The 23621-nt window shown below is 63.9% G+C and carries 15 protein-coding genes; 9 read left to right on the top strand and 6 right to left on the bottom strand.

The window, feature by feature from the left end; translation table 11 throughout:
- Positions 1-228: 228 nt before the first annotated feature.
- Positions 229-1251, top strand: a complete 1023-nt coding sequence (locus tag ABWK72_RS24860; RefSeq protein ID WP_367872277.1) for an alpha/beta hydrolase family protein — start codon at positions 229-231, stop codon at positions 1249-1251.
- 389 nt (positions 1252-1640) lie between these two features.
- On the opposite strand, the gene ABWK72_RS24855 is transcribed toward ABWK72_RS24860, so the two are convergent.
- Positions 1641-2459: a hypothetical protein gene (locus tag ABWK72_RS24855; RefSeq protein WP_367872276.1), complete on the bottom strand. Its 819-nt coding sequence runs from the start codon at positions 2457-2459 to the stop codon at positions 1641-1643.
- A gap of 359 nt (positions 2460-2818) precedes the next feature.
- On the opposite strand from ABWK72_RS24855, the gene ABWK72_RS24850 reads away from it, so the two are divergent.
- Positions 2819-4159 carry a cytochrome-c peroxidase gene (locus ABWK72_RS24850; RefSeq protein WP_367872275.1) on the top strand — a complete coding sequence of 447 codons (1341 nt, stop codon included), beginning with the start codon at positions 2819-2821 and terminating at the stop codon, positions 4157-4159.
- A gap of 354 nt (positions 4160-4513) precedes the next feature.
- Here ABWK72_RS24850 and ABWK72_RS24845 read toward each other — a convergent pair whose 3' ends face one another.
- The 3 genes from ABWK72_RS24845 to ABWK72_RS24835 form a co-directional block, all read right to left on the bottom strand.
- On the bottom strand, positions 4514-6544 hold the full coding sequence (locus ABWK72_RS24845; RefSeq protein ID WP_367872274.1) for an Ig domain-containing protein: 2031 nt from the start codon (positions 6542-6544) through the stop codon (positions 4514-4516).
- 470 nt (positions 6545-7014) lie between these two features.
- A complete protein-coding gene (locus ABWK72_RS24840; RefSeq protein WP_367872273.1) occupies positions 7015-7632 on the bottom strand; it encodes a response regulator in 618 nt (205 codons plus the stop codon).
- Positions 7633-7638: 6 nt separating this feature from the next.
- Positions 7639-9651, bottom strand: a complete 2013-nt coding sequence (locus ABWK72_RS24835; RefSeq protein ID WP_367872272.1) for a sensor histidine kinase — start codon at positions 9649-9651, stop codon at positions 7639-7641.
- A gap of 123 nt (positions 9652-9774) precedes the next feature.
- On the opposite strand from ABWK72_RS24835, the gene ABWK72_RS24830 reads away from it, so the two are divergent.
- From ABWK72_RS24830 to ABWK72_RS24805, 6 genes are all read left to right on the top strand, one after another.
- Complete coding sequence (locus ABWK72_RS24830; RefSeq protein WP_367872271.1) at positions 9775-10662, top strand: hypothetical protein; 888 nt, start codon at positions 9775-9777, stop codon at positions 10660-10662.
- Positions 10663-10859: 197 nt separating this feature from the next.
- Positions 10860-11429, top strand: a complete 570-nt coding sequence (locus ABWK72_RS24825) for an RNA polymerase sigma factor (RefSeq protein ID WP_367872270.1) — start codon at positions 10860-10862, stop codon at positions 11427-11429.
- A complete protein-coding gene (locus ABWK72_RS24820; protein WP_367872269.1) occupies positions 11426-11806 on the top strand; it encodes a hypothetical protein in 381 nt (126 codons plus the stop codon). The genes ABWK72_RS24825 and ABWK72_RS24820 overlap by 4 nt, the downstream gene beginning before the upstream one ends.
- Positions 11807-12187: 381 nt before the next feature.
- Complete coding sequence (locus ABWK72_RS24815; protein WP_367872268.1) at positions 12188-12841, top strand: hypothetical protein; 654 nt, start codon at positions 12188-12190, stop codon at positions 12839-12841.
- On the top strand, positions 12838-15066 hold the full coding sequence (locus tag ABWK72_RS24810) for a hypothetical protein (RefSeq protein WP_367872267.1): 2229 nt from the start codon (positions 12838-12840) through the stop codon (positions 15064-15066). Before ABWK72_RS24815 ends, ABWK72_RS24810 begins: the two co-directional genes overlap by 4 nt.
- Positions 15067-15079: 13 nt before the next feature.
- Positions 15080-15925: a hypothetical protein gene (locus ABWK72_RS24805; RefSeq protein ID WP_367872266.1), complete on the top strand. Its 846-nt coding sequence runs from the start codon at positions 15080-15082 to the stop codon at positions 15923-15925.
- A gap of 94 nt (positions 15926-16019) precedes the next feature.
- On the opposite strand, the gene ABWK72_RS24800 is transcribed toward ABWK72_RS24805, so the two are convergent.
- On the bottom strand, positions 16020-16874 hold the full coding sequence (locus ABWK72_RS24800; RefSeq protein WP_367872265.1) for an IS3 family transposase: 855 nt from the start codon (positions 16872-16874) through the stop codon (positions 16020-16022).
- Complete coding sequence (locus tag ABWK72_RS24795) at positions 16871-17185, bottom strand: transposase (protein ID WP_367871810.1); 315 nt, start codon at positions 17183-17185, stop codon at positions 16871-16873. Before ABWK72_RS24795 ends, ABWK72_RS24800 begins: the two co-directional genes overlap by 4 nt.
- 528 nt (positions 17186-17713) lie before the next feature.
- Between ABWK72_RS24795 and ABWK72_RS24790 the strand changes: the two genes are divergently transcribed.
- A complete protein-coding gene (locus ABWK72_RS24790; protein ID WP_367872264.1) occupies positions 17714-23530 on the top strand; it encodes an amino acid adenylation domain-containing protein in 5817 nt (1938 codons plus the stop codon).
- Positions 23531-23621 lie beyond the last annotated feature (91 nt).

Raw genomic sequence — 23621 nt, 5'->3', positions numbered from 1 at the left:
GAGAATCCCCTTGCGGTTTAAGACCGTTACTAAGTTCCGACGCACCTCCGGCGCTAAGAGCGGAGTCTCAGCTCCGCGGGGTGCGATGCCCTACCGGTGGATAGCACCGTGCCTGTGGAGCGAAATTGCAGATCCGGTGAACTCTTCGTGAAGGTTGATGACGGGGCTTGCCGGACTGCCGATTTTCCAGCATTTCCACGCTATTCCGGCGGTATCCGGCCCACCACGATGAAGCGTTTCCGACGATATGCCCTGCGCCTTGCAGGGGTTCTTTTGATCTTGTTCGCGGTGCTGTTCGGGGTGGTGGGCTGGCTGGGTTCGACCCGCCTGATCTCTCCACAGCGGCGGGCTCTTGAGGATTACCACCGGAAGATCCTGGCCGAGCCGGACAAGTATGGGCTGAAGGTCGAGGCTTTCACCGGGCCGGCCAGGACCCCTTGCCTGCTGGTCACGGCATCGCGACATCCAGGCGAGGCCGAGAAATCGAGGATCCTGCGGAAGGAGCTCAAGCGGCGCGGGGTGCCGCTGCCGGCGTGGGGGGCGCAGACCGGGACGGTGGTCCTGCTCTATGGCCACGGCGGGCGGAAGGAGGATCACCTGCCGATCTGCGAGCGCTTCTGTGCGGCCGGCTTCCGCTGCCTGCTGATCGATCTGCCCGGGCAGGGCGACCACCCCGCGCGCTTCGGCACCTTCGGCGTGCGCGAGGCGCCGCTGGTGGAGAAGGTGCTCGAGGAGGCGGCGGCCCATTTTGCTTTCGCGCCCTCCCCTGCTTTCCTTTTCGGTGTATCTCAAGGGGGGGCGATCGCGCTCCAGACGGGGGCCCGCCATCCGGAAAAATGGCAGGGTGTCGCGAGCATCGCGACTTTCAGCTCGCTGGACCGGCCGGTCTTGCGCGGAGCCCAGCAGTTGACCCCGGCGTGCCTGCAGTTCAGTTGCCCGCTGGCCGCGCTGAGTGTCGGCTGCGGGGCGCGGGTGAGGGCGGGCTTCTGGCCGGGTGATATCCGGCCGGTGGCCGCCGCGGCGAAGCTGACGATGCCGGTCTTCATCGGGCATGGGGGTGCCGATCCGTATATCGGAATCGATCAGGCGCGGGAGATCTTCGCGGCGCTGCCGTCGGCGCGGAAGCAATTGCGGGTGGTGGAAGGGGCGACCCACAACCAAGTGCTATCGAAGGGCTCGCACACGTTGTATGCGGATGTCTGCCAGTTCTTCCTGGAGGCAGCGGGGAATGGGGGCGGTGGGGTAGAGTAGGGCGAAGTAGGAGGGGCGGTATTATACCAAGCTCCCGAATTAATGTGACTTTATAGGACTACCGGCAGTCATCACGGATTTGACGGATTTTGAACGGATTTACGGATTCGGGAAGCAAGGAGATTCCCATTGCTGCCACCAGTGATCTCCAATCCGTTCAATCCGTGACCACTTGCGCCACGGCCGAAGCGTCACCTTATTTCTTGGTTTTGGTATTAGGTCGTAACAGGGTTGAGCCCATGCATTCCGTGACGGCGGAGATCCGGCGTGCGAGGGTGAGAGGCGCATTTCCACCGGCCCTCTGGGACGGAATTCGTTTTCGCAACCCAACCGGTGGTTTCACCACCGGCTAAGCTCCGACGGGCCTCCGGCACTAAGAGACTACGGTGCTAAGAGCCTCCGCCGCCACCACAACCTCCTCCACCGCAACCGCCGCCGCCACCTCCACAGCCGGAGGAGCCGCCGCTGCTGCCGCAGCCCGAGGATCCACCGCTGTCGCAGTCACCGGAGGAGGAAGAGTCATGGTGAACGAAGCCGCTGCCGCAGGCGCCAATACCACCACCTCGGCAGCCGCGTCCGCCGCCGCCTCCCCCACCGCGTTTGGCGATTGCTATCAGGATGCCAATGACGCCGATGCCCACTCCGAAGCAGACGAAGCTGCCGCCGTCCATGAAGCCAAGGAGCCGGGTGCAGCCGGCGAGCGCCGGAATGATGGCGGCGAGGCCGAGGTACTTGAGCCAGCGTTTCGGGATCCGCCAGTGATCCCGCATCGCCGGAGCGGTCGCAGGCTTGGCGAAGCGCAGGGCAGCCGGCGGCCAGATGTCGGCAGGAGGTTCCTGGCCGAAGTGGTGGCGGTAGCTCGCCAGGGTCTTCTCATACCAATCCCCGAACTTGGCATCCTCCGCCTGGCCGCCTTCGGTGGGGCCGTGGTGGAAGCGCTGGCCGAGCACCGTCCGGCACATGCCGTCCCAGTAGGAGCGGGTGTAGATGAGGTGGAGGTGCCAGGCTTCATCCACCTCTTGCGATGGCGTGACCGGATGGCCGGCGCGCATGGCCAGCCAGACGAAGCGCTTGTATTCGGCGACCACCCTCGTGGCGAAGTCGCGGTCCCAGCCGTTCTCCCGCGCCAGGCGGGCGATGAAGGGATAGGCAGCACCCGCCACGTCGATCTCGAAGGACTGCAAGCGTTCCAGCAATTCGTCTTTCATGCAGTGCCATACCAGCAGATCGCGCGGGTCACGTCGCTTTGAAAAAGGGCGCTCTTGTGTAGCTGACTTGGCCCGCGAATTCCGCTTGGATGTCACGACCGCGAGACCGCCGCGGCGGAACAACGCTGTCGCCCCGCTACAAGGCGACGCGTTCCGGGGATCCTCCTTGGAATGCCGCCTTATCCGTCCTTCACGGCGGCGAGCCGCCTGCCGAAGGCTGTGGCAAGCCTCAGCACTCCAAGGCCGCTGCGCGGCTTCCTTCATCCCGCTTGTCAGGGCTGCGTAAAATCCCGGGCCGGGGCGTGAAGGAAAGGTAAAGTTCCTCGCGCTTTTGCGATGGCGGGGGCTTCCGTGGAATCGTGAAAACGATCCTCCTCTTTCCGGTTCTCACGCTCTCCGCCCTGGCCCAGGTTCCGATCGAGGTCGGGCCGGACCATGGCGCGGTGAAGTTCATGAAGGTGGATTCCGGTTATGTGCTGGAAGTCACCGATCCGGGCAACCACGCGTGGATGCTGCAGAGCACGACGGACGCCGCGGCCTGGGACAACGTGACGACCCACCGGCCCTTCAACGGCTTCCTGCGGATCCCGCTGGCGGCGGATGGTCCGCGACGCTTGTTCCGCCTGAATCCGGAAGCGGCGGGTGCCGTTTCCTCTAACCGCGCGGACGCCCTGCTGCTGCCGGCGACGGCATTCAACTACGCCAATCCGGTGCTGCCCGCGCATCTGCTGACCCAGCAGATCCGGGCGCAGGACAACACGCCTGCCGCGAATCCGACGACGAATGCGGGGGCCACGCTGGGCCGCGTGCTCTTCTACGACAAGCGGCTGTCCGCGAACCAAACGATCTCCTGCTCGTCCTGCCATCAGGCGCAGCACGGCTTCTCCGATCCGCGGCGTTTCAGCGCGGGCTTCAACGGTGGGCTGACCGGGCGCAACTCGATGGGGCTGACCAACACCCGCTACTACCTGCGTGGTAGTTATTTCTGGGACGAGCGCGCGGCGACCTTGGAAGACCAGGTGCTGCAACCGATCCAGAACGCGGTGGAGATGGGCATGACGCTGGATGGCTTGGTCGTGCGGGTCTCGGCGGAGCCCTTCTATACAGAGCTCTTCAGCGCCGCCTTCGGGACGCCGGAGGTGAACAGCGGCAGGATCTCGCGGGCGCTGGCGCAGTTCGTGCGCTCGATTGTTTCCGGTAGTTCGAAGTACGACCTCGGGGTGCCGCTGAACTTCACGAACCTGACGGTGCAGGAGAACCAGGGGCGGGCGATCTTCCAAGGTCCGGTCGGGGGCTGCTCGACCTGCCACGGCAGCGACAATTTCGTGCCGGGGAACAACATCTTCAATAACGGCTTGGAGAATCCCTATACCGACATCGGTCTCGCGGGAGTCACGCTGCGGGGCGCGGACATCGGATTTTTCAAGGTGCCCTCGCTGCGCAACATCGAGCTGACCGCGCCGTACATGCATGACGGGCGCTTCGCGACGCTGGAGCAGGTGGTGGACTTCTACAACGCGGGGGTGATGAACCATCCGAATCTCTCGCCGCAGTTGCGGACGCCTAACGGGCAGCCGCGGCGGCTCAATCTGACGAATGCTCAGAAGGCGTCGCTGGTGGCGTTTTTGAAGACGCTGACGGACACGAGCTTGGGGGCGGATGCGAAGTATTCGGATCCCTTCCGGTATGAGGCGAGGTGAGGGTGGTGTTTCTGAGTGCGGCGAGATGTCGCCGCACTCAAAGGCGGCCACCGGTGTGTATCGCCTTCAGGGTTGCTTCGTCCGCCTGAAGGCCAATGCCGTTAACGACTGGCTGCAACTGTCTGAAAATTAACAATTTGCACTCCCGTTTTTTCATTTCTCCCCAGCCTCGTCTAGAATGAACTGCCACGGGAGGCATTGCTAAATCAATGGTTGTCGCCATCTCGGAGCCTCAGAATCTAACAGGTCCTTAACGGCATTGGCCTGAAGGCGGGACTACGTACCCTTGGTGGCGGGCTGTTAGGGACCGTGCTGCCGAGCTGCGCTCCTAACAGGTGGCAGGGGCCCGGTGCGTCAGGGCGTGACGACGCGGTAGAAGGCTTTCTCCGCTGGCGGGGTGGCGTCGAGGTGGCTGCCGTCGGTGTCGCCGATGCTGAGCGGTAGCCAGCTTCCGGGGAGCAGGGTGGTGGAGCGCTCGACATTGACTGCCGCGGCGCCGCCGGACCAGGTGAGGGTCATGCCGGATTCAGTGCGGGTCAGGTCGGTGATGCGGAGTTCACCGGCGATCGAGTTGACCACCCAGGTGGCGGATTCGCTGGCGGTGACGCCCCCAGCCGTGACGCTGAAGATGACCTCGTAGGTGCCATCGGCGGTCGGGGTGCCGACGACCAGGCCGGTGTCGGGATTGATGGTGACTCCGGGTGGAAGGTTCTCCGCGGCGTAGGTGCATTCGCCCTCGGCATTGGTCAGCACGCGGCCGATGATGCCTTCAGCACCGCCCGGGATGGTCGGCAGGTGGATAATCGCGGGCTCCGGCGCGGTGATGACTTCGAAGTCATCGATGTAGAGCGCGGCTGTTGTTGCATCTTCGAAATTAGTGCCGATGAGGAATTCATAGTTGGTGGCACCGGCGGCGAGCACGAAGCCATCGGTCTCTTCCGCGCCTTGCGGATAGAGCGGGATGCTGACCGTGCGGGTAAAGCCGGGAGGCGTGGCGTCGAGCGAGCCTTCCGTGAACTCGCTGCTATCGACCCACAGGGGAATCTGATCCTGCCACGGGGTGCCATTGAGCGCTGCGGTGACCTCGAGGCCGCCGAAGGTCTCCTCCTTGTTGAAGAGGAAAGGCTCGTGAACCTTGAAGCGGAGGGTGCCGCCTTCGGTGGCAGCCTTGAGCAGCTTGGCATGCAGCGCGGCGACCTCGCCGCCGGCGGCGGCATTGAAGACGGCCTTGGTGCCCCACACACCGCCCGAAGGGTTCTCCATGTAGAGCGAGCCATTGCCCGGCGAGGGGGCATGGGAGACGGTGCTGCCGGTTTCCTGGGTGAAGTTCACCACGCTGTCCTTGAAGTCGATCTCGGTGGTGGCCACGGGGGTCACCATGACATTGTCGAAGTAGATGGTGGTGCCGGCCTGGCGCTGGAACCCGAAGCCCGACTTGTAGCCCGGTTGGCTGGTGAAATCCGCGCCGAGCGCGGAGAGCGGGAACTTGACGCGGGCGACCTCCATGCCGCCGGGCAAACTTTCCACGGCGGCACCGGGAATCGTGGTATCGGCTTGGGTCCATTCATAAGTGGTCCACGGTTGGACGAAGAGAGCGAAGCCGAAGCCGGACAAGGTGCCCGCGCTGCCGAAGACATCGACACTCAGGGTGCCGCCATTGACGGCAGCCGCCTGCATCTTGGCGGTCATGTCGGGGCCTAGGTTTTGGCTGTCGGTGTGCCAGTCCCAATCCGCTTCCGGGGGCGAGACGACCGCGAGCGAGCCGCCGAACAGGACCGAGTGCGAAGTCGTTGAATTGATGTAGCCATCAGTGGTGGCGTCGAAGGTGTAAACGGCTGACGGCTTCGGCACATCCGGCGTGACCACGCGGATGTTGTCGATCTTCAGCGTGTGCGGCTCGCCGGTATTGGTGATGATGATCAGCTGGCCCCAGGTGGGGTTCTCCGGCACGGTGGTGAGATTGAGTGAGGAGAAATCCACCTCAATGGTGCCATTGAAGGCCCCGCCGCCGTAGACGTTGTCGATCTGCGACCAATTCAGGCCGTCCCCCTGGAAGCTGACATGGATCTGGAACCATCCCGCCGGAGGGGCGGCCATGGACACGTCCATCTTCAGGCGCCCATTGCCCTGGAATGCCTTCAAGTCCGACATCAGGGTCGGGGAGCCGACGGTCAGGGAAGTGGTCCAGGCGGCGGGGACGGTGATCTCGGCGGCACCGCTGCCCTCGGTGATGGGGCTCACGTAGTTCAAGGTCACGGCGACGTTTGGCGTGACCGCGGGGGTGCTGGCATCGAGACTGGCTACCTGGCCGGCGGAGGCATTCAACACGGCGAGCAGGGACGCGAGGGCGACACCGCGGCCATGGCGGAGGAAGGAGGCTTTCATGGGTTCTTGGATTGGGGTTCACCGGCGCGGCGTGGGCAGGCCGCGGCACGGGAGGGTTTTCACCTATCATCCAACCCTTGGCGGACCTTGAAGTCCACGGCGGGGAGACGGGGTTTTTGTCTCCCCCGTTTAGGGGAGAGATCATCATCACTAATCAGCGGAGAAATCATCAATCACTAATCTTCTAATCATCAATCGGTCTGCGCTGCGCGGGGGGAGGTGGGAAGGGGGCGCTGACGCGCGAGGGGTGGGAGGAAGGCGCTTCAGGACGATGGCCTACCGGTGCTCCAATAGCACAGCAGCCGGGGAGTTGCGAGGACGGCTGGGGAAGCAGCATTCTCCCCGTATGAGCCGTCCTTACAGGACGGAATCATGTCTATGGCACTACCCGGCACTGCGTGCACGCAGTGCCGGGCTAGTATAAGTCGTCCCGTTGGGACGGAGATGTCCGGATAGCGGAAGGCTTGCTGTTAGAGCCGGATCAGGCCGCGCTGGAGGGAGACGGAGACAGCTTCGGCGCGGTCGTGGACGTCGAGTTTTTGGAAGAGGGACTTCATGTGGGTCTTCACGGTCTCCTCGGAGATGAACATGGCGGAGGCCATTTCCTTGTTGGTGCGGCCGCGGCAGACGAGGCGCAGGACGTCGAGCTCGCGGGGGGTGAGGCTGGGGCGGATCAGGCGGTCGGCGAGGCGGGCGGCGACGGCTTGGGGGAGGTAGCGCTCGCCGCCGTGGATGTGGCGGACGGCGGCGATGATCTCCTCGCGGGTGGTGTCCTTGAGCAGGTAGCCGCGGGCACCGGCTTCGAGGGCGCGGAAGATGTCCTCCTCGTTATCGTAGGTGGTGAGGACCATGATCTTCGCGGCGGGGTCGCGCTCGATGAGGGCCTTGATGGTCTGGATGCCATCGCCATCGGGCATGCGCAGGTCGAGGACGTAGACGTCCGCGGCTTGCTTGGCGGCCATGACTTCGCGACCGCTGCCGGCTTCCGCGACGACTTCGAAGTCGGGCTGGCTATTGAGGATGGCGGCGAGACCGGCGCGCAGGGGCGGATGGTCATCGGCGAGGAGGATGCGGATGGGTTTGCTCATGTCATTTCACGTGGGCAGGGTCGCGGAGACTTCAGTACCATGGCCGGGCCTGCTGTCGATGGAAAGGCTGCCGCCGAGGGCGGCAACTCGCTCGTGCATGCCGGTGAGTCCGTAGCCCTGTCCCACGCGCCCGGCGACATCGAAGCCTTGGCCATTGTCGCTGACGGTGAGGGTGACCCAACCGGTGCCGAAGCGCAGGCGAACGACGATTCTGTTAGGCGCGGCATGGCGGATGGCGTTGGTGAGTGCTTCCTGGCCGATGCGGAGCAGGGCGCTTTCGTGATCGGCGGGGAGCGGGCGCGGGGTGCCTTCGATCTCCTGGCTGCAGGTGACCTTGCCATCGCGGGTCAGGTCGTGGGCGAAGCGTTGGAGGGCGGTGGCGAGGTCGGCCTCGCCGAGGGCGAGCGGGCGCAGATTCCAGACGGTGCGGCGGGCTTCGCGGAGGCTATCGCGGACCAGGCCGCGGGCGGTCTCGAGATGGGTGCGGGCTTGCGCGGCATCGGGCGGGATGTCGTCGCGGACGCACTCGAGTTGCAGGGAGATGGAGGTGAGGCCTTGGGCGAGCGAGTCGTGGATCTCGCGGGCGAAGCGGCCGCGCTCGGTGAGCACGGCTTCGAATTCGCGGCGCTGGGTTTCGTGCTCGCGGAGGCGCTTGGCGCGGACCAGCGCGATGATCGCGAGCATGGCGGCGATGATCGCGGCGGCGGCCATTACGACCCGACGGGTGGTCCACCAAGGCGGCAGGGAAATGATCTCGATATCGGCGGCCGAGCGGAGGCGGAGCAGGAGCTTGTCTTCCTCCTGCAAGGGCGCGAAGGCACCTGCGGAGGTGATCTGGGCGATGCCTGAGACGCGGATCCGTGAGCCGGGGACGAAGTCGGGAAGGACGCCATCGTGTTCCGCTAACAGGCCGCGGAAGATCATGCCGGGATCGCGCAATTCGAGAGTGGTGCCGTCCTCGCCGCGGAAGACATCGAGCAGTTCGGCCTCGATCGAAACGAGTTCGGACTCGTGGCGTGCATTGAGGACTTCCAGAGCCTTCATGGCGAGGGGCGCGGGCGGGCTCCCCTCCCCCAGCACCTTCGCACCGCGCGCGCGCAAGATCGGTTTCATGGCACCTGCCCGGGGCCACCCGATCACCTCGACCGGCGAGCCGGGTTTCGCCTCGACCGGCTGCGCCGTCTGGACCCACAGGCCCCCGCCATCCGTGCGAAGGAAGAGGCCGCGGCCCGGAACCGTGAGGGTGGCGGTGCCCCGCACCCGCACGAGGTCCTCGCCGCCCGCGCCTGTCAGCCGGAAAAGCTCGTCCGCCCGGACCAGGCGGGGCTCGGTTTTCACTCCGGACGCTTCCAGCGAGACGACATCGGCGAGCGAATTCACGCGCAGGAAGCGGCGGGTCATCTGGCGGCGTGCATTGAAGATCGTGGCGGCCACTCCGCGGATACGGACGGGACTCTCCGCCAGATCCCAGGGCACCGACTCCGGCGGCAAGGGGCCCTCCAACAGCACGTGGAAATCGCAGGGGCCGGCCTGGCACTCGAAGATGATGTCGCCGTCGTTCATGAAGACCTCGCGCACCTGCGCCTCCACGCTCACCCATTCGCAGTCCATCTCGGGGCGCGCGAGTTCCAAGCCGCTGACAGGCTTGGGCTCGGGCAAGGCATCGTGCCCGAGCACCCGGATCTCTGCCGGCCCTCCATCGATTCCCCGGATCACCGGGGCGAAAAGTCCTTGGTCCGTGATACCGCTGACCTCCACGCGGTCGCCGGCGCTCGGCCAATTGTAGCTCCCTTCCAGCGGCTGCTCGATGAAGCCCCCGCTCTTGCCATCGTGGATGAAGAGGGTCATCGCGGATTTGTTGGCAAAGGTGATCACGCCTTCGAGCTTCACCGGCAATCCCTTGGCCGCTTCCTCGGGCGCAAGTCCGTGGATCGCCGCCGCGGTCGTTAGAGTTTCCTGCGCAAGGGCGCAGGCCAGCATCGCGAGTGCGATCGAAAGGCGCTGGAAAAGAGCGGGCACGCTTGCACTCACAGCGCCGATGGCCGCGCGGGGCAAGAGTCCAGTGAGACACCGCGCTTTTGAAAATCGCTGTAACCTTCGGCGGGGTCCGCTGCGTACCCCTGGCAGACACCCCGCAATTCCATGAGAAACACGTTCCTTTGCCTGCTCGCCCTTGCCGCCCCGCTGCCGCTTTTTGGCGGCGAACTGGCTCCTGCCGAAATCCCCGCCAGCGCCCAGTGGCTGCTGCATGCCGACCTGGATGCAATGCGCGAGAGCGAGACCGGCAAGGCCGTCTTCGCCGAGATCGAGGCCAAGCATGGCGACCAACTGAAGGCCTTCAAGCGGATGTTCTCGCTGCACCCGATCACCGATCTGCACGACGTAACGCTTTATGGCGACGGCAAGCCGGAGCATGCGGTGGCGCTGATCGAGGGGGAATTCGAGAGGGAGCACATGGAAGACGTGGTGAAGGCCGCGGATGATTACTCGGCGGGCAATCACGACGGGACCACGGTGCACTCGTGGAAGGACAAGGGGACCAAGCAGTATGCAGCTTTTGCCAGCGACCATCTGCTGGTCTTCAGCCGTCAGGAGGAGCTGGTGAAGCTCGCGCTGGTGACCTTGAAGAGCGAGGCCGCGGCGACTGCCGATCCGTTCTTCAATGTGGATGGCGTGAAGCCGCTGGTATCGGCGAGCGCGCATCTAACAGGGATCGAGATGCCGGCCGATGCGGCGCGGCTTTTGAAGATGGCGAGCACCTTGCGAGTGGCGATTTCCGAACAAGGCGGGCGCTTCAGCGTGCGCGCCGGAGCGGAAGCCCCGGATGCCCAGAGCGCCGACCGGATGCGGCGGATGCTGGATGGCGTGGTGGCCTTCGCGGAGGTGGCCGATCCGAAGCTCCAAGGGCTCGATCTGGAGTGCAAGATCTCCCCTACCCCGGGCAAGCCGGGCACGGCGATCGCGCTGAGCCTGCCGGTGGGCGAATGGCTGGGCCTGATGAAGAAGGCGGCGGATGAGATGAAGAAGTAAGGATTTTCCGCCCGCTGAGAGATCCGGATTTAACCGTGAAAGGGCGCTAAATTCCGTGAAATTTGAACAGCCGGGAAACCGCAGATGAACAGGATGGACGCAGATATTGAAGGGATCTCGGTCGATGCGGAATCATCCTGCCTTGATCTGTGTTCATCCTGTTCATCTGTGGTTGAGTTGCTTTACCGTTCACGGCCTTGAACACTTCCGAATGTCCCGATGACTCCATGCTCGCGCGACTGGCGCGGGAGGGATCGTCGGCGGCATTCGGCATGCTGGTGCGGCGCTATCATGTGCGGGTCTTCGCGTTCCTGCTGGCGCTGACGAAGCAGCGGCAGGATGCGGAGGACCTGACGCAGGAGACCTTCCTGCGGGCCTGGGACAAGTTCCACCGCTACGATCCGGCGCAGCCGCTGCTGCCTTGGCTCTTCACGCTGGCGCGGCGGCAATCGATCGCCGCGCTGCGCCGCTTGAAGCCGCTGCCGCCGGAGTTGCCGGAGGTGGCTGCCGCCGAGCCGACGCACGCCGCGCTGCGCTTGTGGGAGCTTGCGCGGTGCGAACTTGCTGCGGAGACTTACAGCGCGCTGTGGCTGCATTATCGGGAGGAGTTGCCACTGAAGGAAGTCGCGGCGATCCTCGGCAAGCGGGAGGGTGCGGTAAAGGTGATGCTGCATCGCGCGCGGAAGGCGCTTTCCGAACGCTGCCGCGGACCCGCCAATTTTTCGCAGCCGCCGCCTTTGCCCGAACCCCAAGGATTCCTGCCATGAAGCCCGAGCCCCATCATGAGATCGCAGCGCTGTTGCGGACGCAGCAGCCGGACCCGGAGCCATCGCCGGGATTGGAGGCGCGGATCCTGCGCGAGTTGGACCGGAGACAGCAGCGGAAGCCGGCGCGGATCTGGCCATGGCTGGTGTTTCCGCCGGCGTTTGCGGCGCTTGTGTTAGTGCTGACCCAGCAGCGGCCGGAATTGAAGGAGACGGAGGTGGCCGATTTGCCGGTGAAAATTGAGGAGGAGAAGGCGGAGAATTTGCTAGTGGAGCAGAATCCGCTGAGGCAGGAGAGTGTGGCGCTCGGACGGGATGCGCGGCGGGCGGGAAGGTTCCTGATCGATTGCCTGCCGTTTGCGGGAGCGGCGGAGCGGTGACTTTTTGGGAAGCAAGCGAAGCAAAGGATGATGTCTCCTTGATCTCTGATTTTGCGGCGAGACAAGCGGTGTCTTGGTGGGCTCACCGCAAATGGGACGCAATATCACAAGTTGTGAAAAGGCCCGTCGATAGCTACCAGGCCTTTTCTTCTAACCGATCATGATTTGCCTCGCCGGAAACTACTGGCCCGTTTTATCTCCCACTCGCCCTTCTCCCAGATAACCCAGCCTGCCCGCTCGTGAAACCTTGCCGCGTCCCTTGCTGCCGCTCTGCCCCTGACAGCACCTCTGCTAAGAGCCGATGAAAACCATGTAACTGCCCCGGCGGAAGAGCAGCCCCAAGTTCCCAAGCTCACTGTAAAGGACAGCGTCGTCCACCAGGTGGGCGACCGTACACTCACGATCCTGCTCGGCAATCCGTCCACGCTCCCCGACCCAGCACCCCCGCCGCCCCCCGCTCCGCCCACGCCTGAACAAATTGCCAATTGGGCGGCCCGCCAAGCGGAAGCCGCTCAGATCCGCTTCATCATCGCCGGTGCCACCGTTTACAATCATTCGGAGACCCGTCTCCGCTGGACGGACGGAAAATCCGGGAAGAGCTACGAGGCTTGGAGCAACATAGATTTCAATCATCTAAATCAACTGTCGGCAGAGGACAACGCACGGATTCCGTTCCTTTCATTCCTTTTTGTCAGCGATGTAGACACCGTTCTCCTTTCGCAGCGACTACAGCACGCCGTTGCGGTGCCCGCCCATCCACCTCTCCCCGCGGATGGCCCCGGCTTTGTGATCGTCGCGGGTGACACCACGGATCTGGAGGCCATCGCTCCTATCCACGCCCTCCATGACTTCTATCGAGCGGAGCAGGAGCGCTTGGCCGGAGGCTACTTCGAACGCGAAAGGTTGCGCGCCGAGAGTGCCGCGACCGCCGCGGCGGCACCCGTCGCAGCAAAAGACAATGTGATGTGGTTCCGGCCCCGGAAGGGCAGCCGTTACCTCCCACAAGAAGTCCAGGAGGAAGGAGCCGGACAATGAAGCGTGTCCTGCTTTCTTTACTGGGCGCGCTTGCGCTCGCCCACGGCCAAGGCACTCCCCAGCCGCAGCCGGAAGTCCTGCGCGGTGTCGGCACTTCCTTGAACCTCCGCTGGCACGGCGTTGCCGGCCGAAGCTATTTCATCCAGGTCACGGACGATCTCAAGAGCTGGCACTTTGCCCCGCTGATCGAGGCAGGGAATGACGAGGACATCGAGCATGAGATCGGCTCGCTGAAGGGGCGCGAGTTCCTCCGCCTCGTCTACACTGACCAGACCGCGGTGGATCTGGATACGGCCGACTTTGATGGCGACGGTTTGGGTAATCTAGCAGAGATCACTGTTCACTTCACCAATCCACTGAAAATCGATAGCGACCACGATGGGTTGGATGATGGCTGGGAAATCGACAATGATCTCGACCCGAACGACGACGGCTCAATCAATCCAGACAATGGAGGATCCGGAGACCCTGATTGCGACGGGAGTACCAATCTGGATGAAAAAGCTGGTAAAACGAAACCGAAGGTGGATCAGGACTTCCCACTTCAGCTCAACTATATTATCCGGAATGCTTCGGGTCAGACAATGACTGACGATGATGTCAATACCTCCATCACACTCAACGACTGGACCGGCGACTCGTCCACACTTGAGTCGGAAGTAGTCCTGTCGCCCATCCTCCTTTCATCCAAAGCGGCCACGATGCCCTTCCCAGGCACAATTCCCAGAGCAGCATCAGGCTTGGTAGTCACGAACCTAGAGCATGGTTCGGTCCGCTCGCTCATGAACTTTTCCGGCACCACCGTAGATGGCAAGATATTCGCCTCCGGCTATACCAGTGAAGCCAAAGCGTGGGTCAGAGGACCAGCCACGCCGAATCCGCGAACTATACGGATGCTCAGGGTAACGGAGGATACCAGCATTTCCCTTACTCCTCCAGTTATTGAGGATCGCGCCTATTCCGATGTGAAAGTCGTCACTCTCACCATTCCTGCTAACGCTGAAGAATCGGACGGCTTTGAACTTGCATCCGCGACGACCTACATATCAGGAGTCCGGCAACGGCAATTTATCACCTTAAGCGAAGTGAAGATCAAGCCGGTGGAGGGAATGGTGGGCGTTCTGGGTGACATGGTTCCCAGCAACCAAACTACAGATCCCGAGCTTCATTTCGTCACTCCTAAAGAATCGGCCGAGATTGCCGAGGATTACGTAACGCTGGAGGCAACCGGCCTATTTCCGGATGAGATCGCTCCAGGTACGCCGAAGCAAATTGTCGCTTGGGAAGGCGGGGAAGAATTTCCTAACGATCCGCTGAAGCGCCGGGTCAAACGCGATCAAACATGGAAAAACACGGTGAAGATTATCACGCGTCCTCGCGGCGAAGAGGAAGCTGAGGATCTGGCAAAATTGAACGTGTGGGTGGTGTGGTCCACAGCGGAAATCGTAAGCCCCTATCAAAACGTTAGCTTTACCTTCGTCGGGAGTCCGGGGCCATTGGATTTCCCGGGCGCAACGTATGGAGGACTAGCCCTACAACCCAACTCTTACTGGCGCTTCAAATTCACCATCCAGCCAGCCGAAATCGTATCTCTAAATACGGCAGCAGATCGACCCGACTTTTCGGGAGAAAATATAACACCTGTCCCAGGAGAGGGAAAAATGCATTTTTTCAATACTGATGAACCCGCTGACCACGCGCAACTCAAATGGGATCTCACTAGGATGATTCAAGTAAAAATATTAAATCCCCAGGACATACCCAAGGGGAATTTCCCTAATTTATACACATTCCGAAATCAGCCTCAAAAAGTCGATATCGCGGTCCCGTTTCCTCTAAATCCAGTGGAGGGAAATGACGATCCTTCAAAGCCGGGCCCTCAAGACGAGGATGGGAATCCCTATGCCGCATCTCAAGCACTTGGCACTGCTCATGATGCGGGTGCAATTACATCGGTTGATGGACCTGTTTTTGGATTCCAATCGTCGATAGGCGTACCAGGAGCATTCTTGGCCCAAATTGCAGACTTTCGAGAGTTTGCGAGACTTGAGATTCATTCAGGAAAACGTTCTGTGGAAAACCCCTCTTGGTTCCGCATTTCTGATTATATCCTATGGCATCACGCGATTGCCGCAATCTATGGCACCAATCCTGCAGGAAACAGGATTTGGGCAGATGCTGGATCGCATTTCGGCGAAGGGGTATTCGTGATTCCGGGGAATTGACTCAACCCATTTTATGAGAGCCACCTTCTTCCTGATTATTTGGATAACGACGCACGCCTCTCTAGGGGGGCCGCTCACGAATATGGACGATGACGTTCTGGCAAAGGCGTTTAATGGATGGAAAACTCCAGGCTTTAACGAGACCTCCATTAAAGAAGAACTTTCGGGGCCGGAAGCATCTCAATTCCTTGAGAAATGCATGAAGGACGAGCGCCTAAAGAAGGGCACCACATGGTTGGCGGAGCACATTTCGGATCCGGCCCTCAAGGACCAAGTTGTTGATTTTGTTCTTCGCGAGCCGGGGGTCTGGCATATCGACGAAGGCTACCGGCCGGGCGACAACAACCAGATGGCACAAACGAGCGGGTTTGTTTCGCAAACACTCCGCAAGGAGTTCTTCCTTGAGGAGAGCGATCCGCTCGTCAACGTGCTCCAAAGGGCCTTGCTCGATAAATCGAACCGCTATCTGGTCGCCAACCTCTTTGATCGGATCGCGAAAATGGACCGGGAGAAGCGGACTAAAGACGATCCCGGGGTTGAGGAGGTGGTTGCGGAACTGCGCCGGACGATGGCTCGGCTCGAGGAGAAGGGAGCCATTCCTTTCTCGCCTGCCAAACATGGGCAGGGCGGGAATACCGCATCGAAGGAACCCACTTTTGTTCCTTGGAGCGTTCCCCAAGCTGACGGAAAGACGGGGAATCCTGAAGGAAATGGAAAGCCGGAGAACGGAGTGTTGGCAGATGCGTCACCCGCGTCCAGGCCGGAGCCGGTCCGTTGGCTCTCGGTTTTGGCCGCGATAGCGGTGCTGGTTGTTGGCGTTTTTGTGGTGAGGAAGCGATTGCTTTGCCGAAGGAGCTAACGGTCGTGGGGTGAAGGAGACGGAGATGGCGGATTTTCCGGTGAAGGTTGAGAAGGAGAAGTGAGATGCAACGGATTTTTGGACCGGTTGTTGGTTAGTTGGACGGAATGAGTTCGGCCTCGAATCGGGCCGGGGATCGGTAGCCGAGCGAGGAGTGCCTGCGATGGGTGTTGTAGTAGCCCTCGATGAAACTGAAGATTTCGGTCCGGGCGTCCTGTCCGTCAATGAAGCAGCCTCCCTGCAGCATCTCCTTCTTGAGGGTGGCCATGAACGATTCGCTCCACGCGTTGTGGTAGGGGTTGGCCCGTGCCGACATGCTCTGGCAGATGCCGGCCCGGGAGAGCATGGCGCGATATTCGCAGCTTCCGTACTGGCTGCCGCGGTCGCTATGGAAGATCAGGCCCGGGGCCGGACGACGCGAGCCGAGTCCTTGGGCGAGAGCATCGGCAACGAGCCCGGCGCGCATGTGGCGGGCCAGCGACCAGCCGGTGATGCGGCGCGTGCAGAGGTCGATGACCACCGCGAGGTAAAGCCATCCGGAGGCGGTGGGAATGAAGGTGATGTCGCCCGCCCAGACTTGGTCCGGCCGGTCGGGCAGCTCCTTTCCCGCGATGAGGTTGGGCGAGGGTTTGTCGGCCCGGCCGTCGCTGGTCTTCGGCACGAAGGTCTTGGGCTGGATGGCCTTGAGGCCGCGCTCGGCCATGAGCCTGCGGACCCGGGCGGGCGCACAGGTGATGCCGCGCCCGGCAAGCTCGTGCCAGATGCGGCGGTGGCCGTAGCGCCGCCGGTGGCTCTTGAAGATTTCTTCAATCGCATCGCCGGCCGCTTTGTCCGAGCGTTTGGAGGGGGTGGGTGCGGCGGCGTGGTAGTAGCTGCTGCGGGGCAGCTCGAGGACCTCGCAGATCCGGCGGATGCCGTGGCCGGTGGCGCGGTGGATTTCCCCGATCATGGCGCGGAGTCCGGCCGGGGACTGGTCCCGAGGATGACCGCGGCCTTTTTTAAAATGTCATTTTCCTGGCGCAGGCGGGCGAGCTCGCGGCGCAACGCGCGCAGGTCGTCCGCTGCGTCCCCCTCGCCTGCGGCTCGCGGGCCTTCGCTGCCGCCCTGCGCGCGCCTTGCCGCCTGTCTCCAGCCATGGAGGAGGTTGGCGCTCATGCAGAGTTCGCGGGCGATCTCGGTGACGGACCGGCCGGTGTCGGCAAGCGCGACGGCCTGGGCTTTGAATTCCTCGGTATATTGCCTGCGTGGCTTGGGATTCATGGACATGGATTCTGGAGTTTGTTGGTCCAGAAATCCAGCACACCTCAAAGGCGGAGGATTTGTTAGTGGAGCAGAATCCGCTGAGGCAGGAGAGTCTGGCGCTCGGACGGGATGCGCGGCGGGCGGGAAGGTTTCTGATCGATTGCCTGCCGTTGCGGGGGCGGCGGAGAGGGGAGGTCGAACGGTCTCGAGCCGCGAATGCAAGCAGTGTAGGGCGGTCTTGGTGCTTCACGGCAGCAGGCTGCCTGCCGACAGCGGCAGCAGGCTGCGCGCAGTCCACGGTCGCTGCGCGACGGCTGTTCCGGGCACTCGTTATGGACACCGGGCTTTGATGTCCGATTTTGCGGTGGGGAGCGGCATTTCCTTCGTCCATGGCTGGCGTGAAATCCGCTTTCCAGGGGGCTATCCCCCGTGATCGCGTAGCCACACGGGGATTGTCGCGCCTGCGCTTTTCCCATACGGTCCGGTAACCGGTCGGCCCGGTCTTGTAGCGGACTCCCCCCTCCGATGACTCCTCCCGTCGCTTCCATGGAACGACCGGCCATTCCGGCCGGTTGCGCGCTGACGGGCGTGCTCGATCACCGGGCGGCGCTGGAGCCGGATCTGTTAGCCTATCGTTTCCTGCCAGATGGCGAGGACAAGGAGCTGACCCTGACGCTCGGCGATCTGGCGCGGGATGCGCGGGCGGTGGCCGGCGGACTTTTGAAGAAGGGTGCGGCGGGCAAGCCGGTGCTGCTGATGGAACCGCCCGGGCTGGGCTTCATCACGGGGCTCTTCGCGTGCTGGTATGCCGGGGCGATCGCGGTGCCGGCGTATCCGCCACGGGGCAATCGGCATCGCCAGCGGCTGGAGGCGATCCTGCGCGATTCCGGGGCGAAGCTGGCGCTCGGCGAGCAGCCGGCGAATGCGATCCAAGACCTGAGGATTTTCGATACCGCGGAGCTGGCGACGCTTGGCAAGCCGCTGGAAGGCCCGGCGCGCGAGGGCGGCCACCCCTGCCTGCTGCAGTATACCTCCGGCTCCACCGCGGAGCCGAAGGGGGTGATGATCCACCACCGCAACCTGCGCCACCACCTGAGCGCGCTGATCGCGAACATCGAGCCGCTGGAGATCCGCCGCGGCCTGAGCTGGCTGCCGCCCTATCACGACATGGGGCTGGTGCTGAAGATCCTGTTCGCGATCGAGGCCGGCTTCTCTCTCACTTTCTTCACGCCGGATCACTTCATCCAGCGGCCGGTGCGCTGGCTGCGGGCGATCAGCAAGTATCGCGCGGAATTCAGCGGCGGCCCGAATTTCGCCTTCGAGATGTGCCTGCGCTCGATCCGGGACGAAGAGCTCGAGGGCCTCGACCTGTCCTGCTGGAGAGGTGCTCCCTGCGGTGCCGAACGGATCCAGGTGGACACGCTGCAGCGCTTCACGCGGCGCTTCGCGCCCTTTGGCTTCCGGCCCGAGGCGTTCTTGCCCGGCTACGGTCTGGCGGAGGCCACGCTGACGGTGACCGGTGTCCGGGCGGGCCAGCTCCAACGGATCTCGAATCACCCGCAGGCAGGCCGCCATGTCTCCTGCGGCCCGGTGCTGGATGGACTCGAACTACGCATCGCCGATCCTGAGAGCGGCCAGACCCTGGCCGCCGGCGAAATCGGGGAAATCCGGGTGAAGGGACCGAGTGTTTCGCCGGGCTACTGGAATCACCCCGAGGTCACGGCTTCCTCCTTCGATGCCGATGGCGAGCTGCACACCGGCGACCGCGGCTATCTGGAGAACGGCGAGCTGCACGTGGTCGGGCGGATCAAGGATTTGATCATCTTGGACGGCACGAATGTCGCGCCGGAGGACATTGAGTCCGCGCTGCTGGCTTATCCGGAAATCACCGCAGCGGCGGCGGTGGCGGCCGAGACCAGCAACGGCGAAGGCGTGGCGCTGGCGCTGGAGTGCGCGCGGCTGCCGCGGGAAAAGTTCACCGTGCTTTGCGCGGCGATCCGGCGACGGGTGGCTGACTTGTTAGAAATAGGGGTGCACCGGATCGTCTTTGTCAGGACGGGCATGCTGCCGCGCACGACGAGCGGCAAGATCCGCCGCAATGCAACGCGCGAGGCACTGGCCGCGAAGACGCTGGCGATCATTTTCGACGAGGCGACGGCGGCTCCGCAGCGCCACCTGCCGGTCGGCCCGATCCTCGATTGCGTGCTGGATGCGGTACGCGAGGCGACCGGCCGCGACGGGGCACGCGCCGAGGACGACCTGATCGCCTTCGGCATGAGTTCGATCGAGGCCACGCGCTTGGCCGCCCTGCTGCGGGCGGTGACGGGGGTGGAGCTGAGCCACGCGGAGTTGTTTTCATCGCCGTCCTTCGCGCACCTCGCGGCGACGGTGGAGGGCAAGGCGGAGGAGACCTCCCCGCCGCCGGAGATCGTGCCCGGCTCGGGTTCTTTGGCGGGCCTGCTCACGCATTCGCAGGAGCGGATGTGGTTCCTGCACGAGCTGGAGCCGCAGAGTGCCTCGTATCATGTCTTCGGCGCGCTGGAGATGGACGGGCCGCTGGATCTCTCCGCCTTCGAGCGGGCCTACGCGAAAGTGCTCGATCACCACACGATCCTGCGCAGCCGCCACATCGCGCGCAATGGACAGCCGACGGTATGGATCGACGATTCGGTGCCGCCGCCGATCGAGCGCACACGGGCCCACGGCAAGGAAGCGCTGGAGGGCACGCTCAAGACTTTCGCGCTGCGGCCCTTCCATCTCGCCGAGGCGGCACCGCTGCGGGCGCTGCTGGTGGAGTGTGGCAAGAACCGCCATGTCTTCTCGCTCTGCGCGCACCACATCGCCGCCGATGGATGGTCGGTACGGGTATTGATACGCGATCTGGCGGCTTGCTACGCGGCCTACGCCCAAGACAAGGAGCCGAGCCCGCCGCCGCCGGGGCCCGACTATCTCGACTACGCCGCCTGGCACCGCACCTGGATCGACAGCGGTGCGGCCAACGCGCGGATCGCGTATTGGAAAGAGCGGCTCGCCGGGCACTCCGGAGTGATGGAACTGGCCACCGATTTCACCCGCCCTGCCAAGCCCTCCTCGAACGGTGGCGCGGTGGATCGGACCATGCCCGCGGCACTCGTGATGCGAGTGGCGGAGCTAGCGAAGGCGCGGCGTTCGACGCCCTTCATGGTCCAGCTCGCGGCCTTCCTCCTCATGCTGCGCCGCCATGGCAGCGACGACGATCCGACAGTGGCGGTCCCGGTCGCCAACCGCAACCATGCCGCGGCGGGCAACCTGATCGGCACGCTGGTGAATACCCTGCCCTTCCGCCTGACGCTGGATCCGGAGGAGACCTTCATTGCCCTGTTAGAGCGGGTGCGGGAAGCGTCCTTCGAGATGCAGGCGGCGCAGGACGCGCCGTTCGAGCGGATCATCGAGGCAGTGCGGCCGGAGCGGGCGCGCGATCGTTCGCCGCTGGCGCAGGTGATGTTCGACCACCAGGAACTGCCGATCACCGAGACCTGGCACGGCGGGCTGCGCTGCCGGCCCTTCCTCGCGCACCGCGGGGCGGTGCAATTCGACCTGAGCCTGATGATTTTCGTGCTGAGCGACCGCCATCAGTTGGTGCTCGAGTATCGCAGCGACCTCTTCCGCGAGGAGACCGCGGCGGCGATGCTGGGCCGCTACCTCGCGACGCTCGACCAGGTCTGCCGCGAGCCGGACAAGGCGGTGGGCAGGATCGACAGCCTTACCGAAGGCGACCGCCGCAAGCTGGTGCTGACGGGCCAAGGAGCCTTCCGCCCGGCCTTCCCGACCAAGACCGCACCAGGCCTGATCGCCGCGACCACGATGCGCGTGCGGGATCGCACCGCCCTGCGCTGCGGGGACGAATCGCTGACCTACGGCGAGCTCGACCGCCGCGCCGCCTCGCTGGCCGGCAGGCTGGCGGAACAGGGCGTGCGCCCGGGCGACCGGGTGGCGCTGATGCTCGAGCGCGATCTGCTTCTGCCGGTGGCGCTGCTGGCGGTGTGGAAGGCAGGGGCCGCCTACGTCCCGCTGGACGCGGCGAATCCGCCCGAGCGCCTGGCGCTGGTGCTGGAGGACCAATTCCCGCTGCACGTGCTGGTCTCCCCTGCGCTTGTGGACCGCTTGCCGGGAGATACGACATTCATCTTACTCGATCCGGCGATGGCGGAAGACAGCACGCACACGCGCCGGGTCCTGCCGCAGACCGCCGATGCCGCTTACATCATCTACACCTCCGGCTCGACCGGCCGGCCGAAGGGCGTGGTGGTGTCCCACGGCGCGCTGGCGAATTTCCTGCTTTCGATGGCGGAGGAGCCGGGTTTCCACGATGGCGAGACCCTGCTGGCGGTGACGACCGTATCCTTCGACATCTCCGCGCTGGAGATCTTCCTGCCGCTGATCACCGGTGGCACGGTGGATCTCGTAGCCGGCAAGACTTCCCGGGATCCGGCGGCGCTGCTCGCCCGCTTGGAAGACACCCGCCCGGACGTGATGCAGGCCACGCCCGCGACCTGGCGGATGCTGATGGATGCCGGGTGGCAGGGTTCATTCTATCTCAAGATCCTGTGCGGCGGCGAGGCGATGGATCTGCCGCTGGCGAAGAAGCTCGCGAGCATGGGCAAGGAGGCATGGAACCTCTACGGGCCGACCGAGACCACGGTCTGGTCCACCATCTGGAAACTGCCGGACAATCCACAGTTCATCAGCATCGGCCATCCGATCGCGAACACCGGCATCCACATCGCCGCGGACGATGGCACGCCGATGCCGCCGGGCGTGCCGGGCGAGCTGTTGATTTCGGGTGCGGGCCTGGCCGATTGCTACTGGCAGAAGCCCGATCTGACGGCGGAGCGTTTCGTGGCCACTCACGCCATGGTATCGCCCTTCGGCTCACGGCTCTACCGGACCGGCGACCTGGCGCGCTGGCATGCCGATGGCAGCTTGGAGTGCCTGGGCCGCTCGGACGGGCAGATCAAGGTGCGCGGCTTCCGCGTCGAGCTGGGCGAAATCGATGCCGCGCTGCTGTCGCACATGGGTGTGGCGGAAGGGGCCGCGCTGCTGACGGCGGACCAGCGGCTGGTAGCGTGGTATCGCCCGGTTTCCTCGACCCTCAATCCCGCGGAGCTGACGGCGCACCTGCGCGAGCGGCTGCCGGATTACATGGTGCCCGCGCCGCTGGTGGCGATCGACCGCATGCCGCTGACGGCGAGCGGGAAGATCGACCGCAAGGCGCTGGCCGGGCGCGAACTGCCGGAGATCAAGAGGGCGGCTCCCAGCACCGGCGGCACTGCCTTGGAAGACGAACTCGCCGATATCTGGGGCGAGGTGCTCGATTGCCGCGGGGTCGGCGTCGATGACGATTTTTTCGCGCTCGGCGGCCACTCGCTGCTGGCCGCGCGGCTGGTGGCGGAGGCCTCGCGGCGGATCGGCGTGAGCGTGCCGCTGGACTGGCTCTTCGACCGGCCGACGCCGGCCGGGATGGCCGCGCAGATCCGGGAGAATGCCGGAACGGATCTGGCGCAACCGCGGGTAATCCGCTTGAGCCAAGGGCATCTCGGCAAGCCGCTGTTCTGGATCCACACGCTGGTGGATGGCGGCATGGGCCTGCTGCCCTACCGCGAGACCACGCGCCTGTTAGACGGGCAGGTGCTGTCCTACGGCTTGGCCGAGGGCTCGCGGACCTTCGGCTTCATCAGCGAGATGGCACGCTGCCACATCGCGAAGATCCGCGCGGTGCAGCCGCACGGGCCCTACCGGTTGGCGGGGTTTTGCTTCGGCGGGAATGTGGCAGCGGAGATCGCGTGGCAACTTGTCCAGGCGGGCGAGGAGGTGGAGCTGCTGGTTTTGTTAGAGTCGTCGCCACCGGGCTTCCGGCCCTCCGCGCTGCAGTGGCTCAATCCGGCGACCTGGTGGCGGGTGATCTCGCGCTTCCCCTCGCGGGCGCACAGCTTGCTGGCGCGGGATTCGGCGACGGCGATGCGGCGGCTGAAGATGAAGCAACGTGCGGCGGCTTCCGGCGTGGACCGGATGATCAAGCCGGAGGGCAACCCGATCCCGGACATCCGCAGTGTGCTCGATATCGACCTGCTGGATGCGGCCTCGCAGGCGCGGGCGATCCGGCACTGGGAAGCGCTGCACGTGCATGTGCCGCGGTTGCCGGAGGTCGGCAGGCTGGTGCTGATCCGGGCCGAGGACGAAGGCTGGGTGCCGCGCGATCCGCGCCTCGGCTGGAAGACCAAGCAGAATATCGAGATGCACGCGGTGCCGGGCCGGCACGAGGAGTTTTTGAGGGAACACTCGGCCAAGGATGTGGCGGAGGTGATGAGGAGGGTGCTGGCTTGAAGAAATCATCAATCATCAATCTTCCAATCATCAATCGGAGTGCCGCTGCGTGGGATGGGAGGAAAGGATTCTGTGGCCTCCCCTGGCAAAT

The sequence above is a fragment of the Luteolibacter sp. Populi genome (genome assembly GCF_040801775.1).
In the GTDB taxonomy this organism is placed as follows: domain Bacteria; phylum Verrucomicrobiota; class Verrucomicrobiia; order Verrucomicrobiales; family Akkermansiaceae; genus Haloferula.
This window is presented reverse-complemented; position numbering and strand designations above follow the sequence as displayed.

Bases quoted from the DNA above. Each gene is read 5' to 3' on its own strand.
- ABWK72_RS24860 (WP_367872277.1), top strand. From the start codon at position 229: ATGAAGCGTTTCCGACGATATGCCCTGCGCCTTGCAGGGGTTCTTTTG.
- ABWK72_RS24830 (WP_367872271.1), top strand. From the start codon at position 9,775: ATGAGAAACACGTTCCTTTGCCTGCTCGCCCTTGCCGCCCCGCTGCCG.
- ABWK72_RS24840 (WP_367872273.1), bottom strand. From the start codon at position 7,632: ATGAGCAAACCCATCCGCATCCTCCTCGCCGATGACCATCCGCCCCTG.
- ABWK72_RS24845 (WP_367872274.1), bottom strand. From the start codon at position 6,544: ATGAAAGCCTCCTTCCTCCGCCATGGCCGCGGTGTCGCCCTCGCGTCC.
- ABWK72_RS24805 (WP_367872266.1), top strand. From the start codon at position 15,080: ATGAGAGCCACCTTCTTCCTGATTATTTGGATAACGACGCACGCCTCT.
- ABWK72_RS24820 (WP_367872269.1), top strand. From the start codon at position 11,426: ATGAAGCCCGAGCCCCATCATGAGATCGCAGCGCTGTTGCGGACGCAG.
- ABWK72_RS24810 (WP_367872267.1), top strand. From the start codon at position 12,838: ATGAAGCGTGTCCTGCTTTCTTTACTGGGCGCGCTTGCGCTCGCCCAC.
- ABWK72_RS24790 (WP_367872264.1), top strand. From the start codon at position 17,714: ATGGAACGACCGGCCATTCCGGCCGGTTGCGCGCTGACGGGCGTGCTC.
- ABWK72_RS24795 (WP_367871810.1), bottom strand. From the start codon at position 17,185: ATGAATCCCAAGCCACGCAGGCAATATACCGAGGAATTCAAAGCCCAG.
- ABWK72_RS24800 (WP_367872265.1), bottom strand. From the start codon at position 16,874: ATGATCGGGGAAATCCACCGCGCCACCGGCCACGGCATCCGCCGGATC.
- ABWK72_RS24855 (WP_367872276.1), bottom strand. From the start codon at position 2,459: ATGAAAGACGAATTGCTGGAACGCTTGCAGTCCTTCGAGATCGACGTG.